The sequence below is a fragment of the Betaproteobacteria bacterium genome (assembly GCA_009377585.1).
Taxonomy (GTDB): domain Bacteria; phylum Pseudomonadota; class Gammaproteobacteria; order Burkholderiales; family WYBJ01; genus WYBJ01.
Genome location: WHTS01000093.1, coordinates 1 through 5,055 on the forward strand (window position 1 = coordinate 1; position 5,055 = coordinate 5,055).

Genomic DNA, 5,055 nt, shown 5'->3' on the forward strand with positions numbered 1-5,055 from the left:
ATCGTTTCGTAAGAGCGCTTCGTGCCAAACGCGGCACGCTCCTCCTCTCCCATACCAATCTAGGTGAGTTCACGGTACCAACTGACATACGGCACGCTACGGCTGCTGAGGAACTTCTCGATCTTCTCTTGCCAAATGTGTACCTGAGCGATCTGGATCTCGAAAAAGCACTGGCGGCCGAATCTGATCCGGACCTTGGCTGCAGGCCACGCTTTACCAGCGTGGCTTCGCCCGCTGGTTCCCGGGCCTGAGCCACACCGTTATGCCGCAGGGTGGCTACCCGAGTTTGACATACCATATAAGGTCTAGGCACAATGCCATGTGGCAAATCTTGGAGCACCGCCGTGTCGACAAGCAGCTTGAGGCTGCGCCCGTAGAGGTTCTGAAACGGTACGAGAAGTGGAAGGATATCGCCGCGCTGTCCGGACCCCGGGGGTTACGGTTGATCAAAGGCTTCCACGATGAAGCGCTTTCGGGCCAATGGCAGGGTTATCGCTCCTCGCGCCTTGGACTGCAGTGGCGGGTGATCTACTGGGTGAACGCTTCCGAAGTGCTGTTTCAGATCGCCTCGGTTATCGCTCATGACTATCGGAGGCCGTGAATGAAGGAATATCGTCCCGCCAAGAAGCGCGTCTCTGTCTCGGTGGGGGAATCTGTACGCATCGTGCGTGAACTCCAAGAGCTGAGCCAGAACCAATTGGCCTCGCTTTCTGGGATTCCGCAGACGACGATTTCGGCGATTGAGAATGGACGTGTCCGCCTAGGAGTGGAGCGTGCGAAGGCGCTCGCTCGCGCTCTCAAGTGCCATCCAGGAGTATTAGTCTTCCCCGGTTGGGAACTGCCTTCAGAAGCTGCGGCTTAACCGTGCCTTGCGGCGGACATTGGAAAGCGGCACTCCGCTTGCTTTCTCCTGCCGCTGAAGGCAATCGTTGCGCGTCTGGATACGCGCCGCCCGTGACCGTCGGACGACAGCGGCGCTTCGTCTGCGGTTGCGCGACAAGTTTGCAAGAGACATCCGCGACAGCTCGCTGCATTATTGTTTCTGGTGCTCATCGCAGGGTACCGAAGTCCGCCGCAACGTCAAACCTTTGAACCGCGATTCCTACAACAAGATCGCGCACGAATGGACTGCTGCTCGTGCGGGATTTTACGGGCGTGAGCGGGAGTATCTGGACATGCTCCTTTCCGGGCTCGCGCAGGGATCATTCATTCTCGATCTGGGCTGCGGTACAGGCCGCCCGATGGCCGAGTACGTCATCCGATCGAAGCCTCGCACATAGGCATGCGCATCGAGTTGGCCTTACCCCGGATGAAGCGTACTAACGCCGCGTAAGCACGGCATCGCTTCCCAACTGCCGCTCCAGGCAAGCGAAGTAGCCCATCTTGTCGCCGCTGCACGAAGCGTAAACCCGGTTGCGGGCCTCGCAATGTGCGCGCAGCCGCGCCTGCAGCTTGCCGCAGTCGGCGCGCGCGGGCTGCGGGGTGCGGGCCATGTGGCTGCGCAAACAGACGTCGACGTCGGGGTAGAGGTTGCGCTTGCGGCACTCGACGATGGCCGAGTTGCGATGCAGGCACAACGGCTGATCGACTGCCGTGTAGCCGCTACATGGAATCACCCGCGGCTGCGACCGCTTGGCCGCGGCGATGCCTGCATCCTTCGATTGCGCTTGCACGCACAGCCGCAGCGCTTCGCCGCTCTTGCCTTCGCAGCTCTCGGCGCGAGCGGGCGCCGTCGTCGGGGCGGCTGCAGCGGCCGGGACGGTGGGTGCGGTGGGAAACGCGTCCGGATTCAACCGCCCACCGGCTGCCAGGCAGCGGCGCAACGCCTCGCCGCTTCGCCCCGTACAGTCCTCGGCCGGCGCGCGCGGGGGTACGAATGCGGGTGCAACCGGCGTAACCACCGAAGATGATGTCGATCGCTTGGTCGGGGACGCCTTGGCAGCGTCCTGCGAGGGCGCCGGGCCGCCGGAGCGCGCGGCCGCCTCGATGCAGCGGATCAATTCCGGGCCGGCCTTGTTTTCGCAGATGTCGCGTTCGGCGCTCCAGGCAGGCCCCGCCAACGCCGTAATCGCCACGAGGGCGCAGAGCGCATTCACCCACGCTGCCGCCATCCCGGTTGCCGCCCTCCCGCCGCAGTTGTCCAAGGCCGATCCTAAAGAAATGGGCCCGGTCCGTCGTAGTCAGGACCGAAGGAGCCCAGTATAGGCCACGGTAATCGCCGCGCAACGCCGCACAGGACCCGGTTCTCCCGGCTATTCGGGATACCGGGCGGTACTGGTTCGCGTGCCCGGGCCGTGGCATTCATGCGCCCATGGATCTGACTCGCAGCCGCACCCTGGTCATCGACGACCACCCCGGAATGCTCGCCTCGCTTTCGCGTGCGCTGGAGGCATGCGGCATCCGCAGTCCGCACGCGGTGCGCAGCGCCCGGGAGGCAGTGGCGCGGCTGCGCAACATGCGCTACGACATCGTCCTGGCCGATTTCGACCTGGGGCTCGGTCCCGACGGGCAGCAGCTGCTCGAGTACTGCCGCAACGAGCATCTGCTCGCGCCCACGGCGGTGTTCATGATGGTGACCGCCGAGCGCGCCTACGACCGCGTGATGTCGGCCGCCGAGCTCGCGCCCGACGATTACCTGGTCAAGCCGTTTACCGAGGAAACGCTGCGTTTGCGCCTGGTGCGAGCGCTGGAGCGCAAGAAAAAGCTGGCCGAGATCCACGAATTGCGCGCGAGCGGCCAACACGAGGCCCTGCTGCAGGCGTGCGATCGTCTGATCGGCACCGAGCCGAGGTTTGCGTTCGACCTGGCGCGTATCAAGGGCGACGCGCTGCTCGCGCTCGCGCGTCACGGCGAAGCGCAGGCGGTATTCGAGCAGGTTTTGCACGCGCGCGCGGTGCCGTGGGCACGTCTTGGGATGGCGCGTGCGGCTGCGGGCCTGGGTCGCTACGGAGAGGCGCGCTCGGTTCTGACCGAGCTCCTGGCCGACGCCCCGGAGTATCTGGCGGCTTACGACGAGCTGTCGCAACTGCACGGCCGTTGCGACAACGAGGACGATGCCAAGGCGGTGCTGCAGATGGCGCTGGAGGTTTCGCCCAACGCGGTCCATCGCCACAAGTCGATCGGCGCGCTCGCCTTGCGCGCCCACGACCTCGAAACGGCCGAGGCCGCCTACAGCGCAGTAGTGCGCAAAAGCCGGCACGGTTTTGCGCCGAATCCCGATGATCATCTGACGCTGTCGCGCATCTACATGGACCGCGCCAAGTACCCCCAGGCCCTGGACACGCTCGCAGAGGCGAAAAGAACTTTCCCCGGCTCCGCCACGGTGCAGGCATCCGCTTACGCCGTCGAGAGCCTCGTGCACAGCCGAGCCGAGAATCCGCGGGACGCGCGCAAGGCCCTGGACGAGGCGCTTGCCGCCGCCAATGCCGACGGCGTCGAGCTGGCGCGCGACATCGCGCTCGACCTGGCGCGGGCCTGCTACCTCAACAAGCGGGAGGCGGAGGGCGCGGCGCTGATGCGGCGGCTGGTATCGAACAACCACGACGATTCACAGCTGCTCGACCAGGTGCGGCGCATGTACCGCGATATCGATCGCGAGGAGCAGGGCGAAACGCTGGTGGAGCGTTGTGTCGACGATGCCGTACGCATCAACAACGAGGGCGTGGCGCTCGCGAAAAGCGGCGACCTGGACGGCGCGATCGAGCTGCTGGAGGAAGCGGCCGGAACGATGCCGGACAACGCGCACATCGTGATGAACGCCGCGCATGCGCTCGTCTCGCACATGCAGATGCACGGCCTGCAAGCCGACAAGCGCGAACGGGTGGAAGCCTATATGCGGCGGGTGCATCTGCGCCACCCCGAGCATCCGAAATACCTGCAGGTCGCGGAGCTCTACCGGCAGCTGCTGCAAGCCTTGCAGGCTGCGGCGTAGCGAGCGAGCCCATGACGGCCGAAGCGCCGAGCACGCGCGCCCTGATCGAATCGAATGCCAGGGAGGCAGCCGACCTGGTGGGGGAGCTTACGCTGCTGCTCGATCGCGCGCTGCCCGAAGCGCACGGTCTGCCGGCGGCACGCATGGTGACGCGCCGCCTGTCCGACCGGCTGGGCCAGGTCATGATGCTCGAGCGGCTCGCACGCGCGGGCGGCATCCGACCCGATGCGTGGTCCCCGATCGAGCTGGTGGAAGAGCTCGAGCACGAAGCGGTCTCGCTCGCCGGGAGCCGCATCGCCATCGACGTGCGCGCACCCGATCTGGTGCCGCAGTTCTGGTTCTTCGACCGCGAGCTGGTGAGCATGGCCTTGCACAACGCTCTGCACAGCGCGCTCGTGTACGCGTATTCGGCCGTAACGCTGGAATTTCGGATGAGCGACGGCTACCTCGGGTTCGGCATCCAGGACGATGCCGGCTCGTTTCCCGACGAGCTGCTGGTCGAAGCGCCATTGCGCGCGGAGCGCGGCGAGTGCAACGGCAACGCACTCGGCATCCATTTCTCCCGCCTGGTGGCCGCGGGCCACGTGAGCGGTGAGCGGTGCGGGCGCGTCGAGCTGGCCAATCGCGGCGGCGGCGGAACCTGCTTTACCTTGTGGCTGCCGTAGCCGAGATCGCCTCGGTCACTCTAGCGACCAGTCGGGCTTACGCTTCGCCATGAACGCGTTCACGCCTTCCAGTGCTTCGTCGGCGAGCATCTGACTGGTGATGAGCGCCGCCGCTTCCTCGTAGGCCTGCGCCATTCCCTGTTCGATCTGGCGGTAGAAGAAACGCTTGCCGCTCGCAAGCGCGTCCGGCGGTTTGGCAAGCAGCGTCTGCGCGAGCGCGTCGACCGCGGCATCGAGCTCGGCAGCCGCGACAACGCGATTGACAAGACCCCAGCGCAGCGCCGTTTCCGCATCGATGAACTCGCCCGTGAGCAGCATCTCGAGCGCCTGCTTGCGGCCGATGTTGCGCGAGAGCGCAACACCGGGCGTGGCGCAGAACAGGCCGTAGTTGATTCCGGACGTGGCAAAGCGGGCGTCGGCGGCCGCAACGGCCAGGTCGCACGCGGCGACCAGCTGACA

At 65.6% G+C, this 5,055-nt stretch carries 6 protein-coding genes and 1 pseudogene; 5 read left to right on the forward strand and 2 right to left on the reverse strand.

The genetic code is table 11. The features are described 5' to 3' along the window. Positions 1 to 319 precede the first annotated feature (319 nt). The 3 genes and pseudogenes from GEV05_22715 to GEV05_22725 all read left to right on the forward strand — a co-directional run bounded on the left by GEV05_22715 (position 320) and on the right by GEV05_22725 (position 1,259). Complete coding sequence (locus GEV05_22715) at positions 320 to 601, forward strand: type II toxin-antitoxin system mRNA interferase toxin, RelE/StbE family (GenBank protein ID MPZ46144.1); 282 nt, start codon at positions 320 to 322, stop codon at positions 599 to 601. Then, entirely contained in the window at positions 602 to 862 is a 261-nt protein-coding gene (locus GEV05_22720; protein MPZ46145.1) for a helix-turn-helix domain-containing protein, read from the forward strand. It abuts the gene before it with no gap. Between the two features lie 226 nt (positions 863 to 1,088). After that, positions 1,089 to 1,259: pseudogene (locus tag GEV05_22725) on the forward strand (class I SAM-dependent methyltransferase). 60 nt (positions 1,260 to 1,319) lie between these two features. Here the strand turns inward: GEV05_22725 and GEV05_22730 are convergent. Then, positions 1,320 to 2,111 carry a hypothetical protein gene (locus GEV05_22730; protein MPZ46146.1) on the reverse strand — a complete coding sequence of 264 codons (792 nt, stop codon included), beginning with the start codon at positions 2,109 to 2,111 and terminating at the stop codon, positions 1,320 to 1,322. A 200-nt stretch (positions 2,112 to 2,311) separates the two neighbouring features. Between GEV05_22730 and GEV05_22735 the strand changes: the two genes are divergently transcribed. After that, a complete protein-coding gene (locus tag GEV05_22735; protein MPZ46147.1) occupies positions 2,312 to 3,931 on the forward strand; it encodes a response regulator in 1,620 nt (539 codons plus the stop codon). Between the two features lie 11 nt (positions 3,932 to 3,942). After that, positions 3,943 to 4,596 carry a hypothetical protein gene (locus GEV05_22740; protein MPZ46148.1) on the forward strand — a complete coding sequence of 218 codons (654 nt, stop codon included), beginning with the start codon at positions 3,943 to 3,945 and terminating at the stop codon, positions 4,594 to 4,596. A gap of 15 nt (positions 4,597 to 4,611) precedes the next feature. Here the strand turns inward: GEV05_22740 and GEV05_22745 are convergent. Next, on the reverse strand, positions 4,612 to 5,055 hold a 444-nt coding region (locus GEV05_22745; protein MPZ46149.1), incomplete at its 5' end, for an enoyl-CoA hydratase.

Bases quoted from the DNA above. Each gene is read 5' to 3' on its own strand.
- GEV05_22715 (MPZ46144.1), top strand. From the start codon at position 320: ATGTGGCAAATCTTGGAGCACCGCCGTGTCGACAAGCAGCTTGAGGCT.
- GEV05_22720 (MPZ46145.1), top strand. From the start codon at position 602: ATGAAGGAATATCGTCCCGCCAAGAAGCGCGTCTCTGTCTCGGTGGGG.
- GEV05_22730 (MPZ46146.1), bottom strand. From the start codon at position 2,111: ATGGCGGCAGCGTGGGTGAATGCGCTCTGCGCCCTCGTGGCGATTACG.
- GEV05_22735 (MPZ46147.1), top strand. From the start codon at position 2,312: ATGGATCTGACTCGCAGCCGCACCCTGGTCATCGACGACCACCCCGGA.
- GEV05_22740 (MPZ46148.1), top strand. From the start codon at position 3,943: ATGACGGCCGAAGCGCCGAGCACGCGCGCCCTGATCGAATCGAATGCC.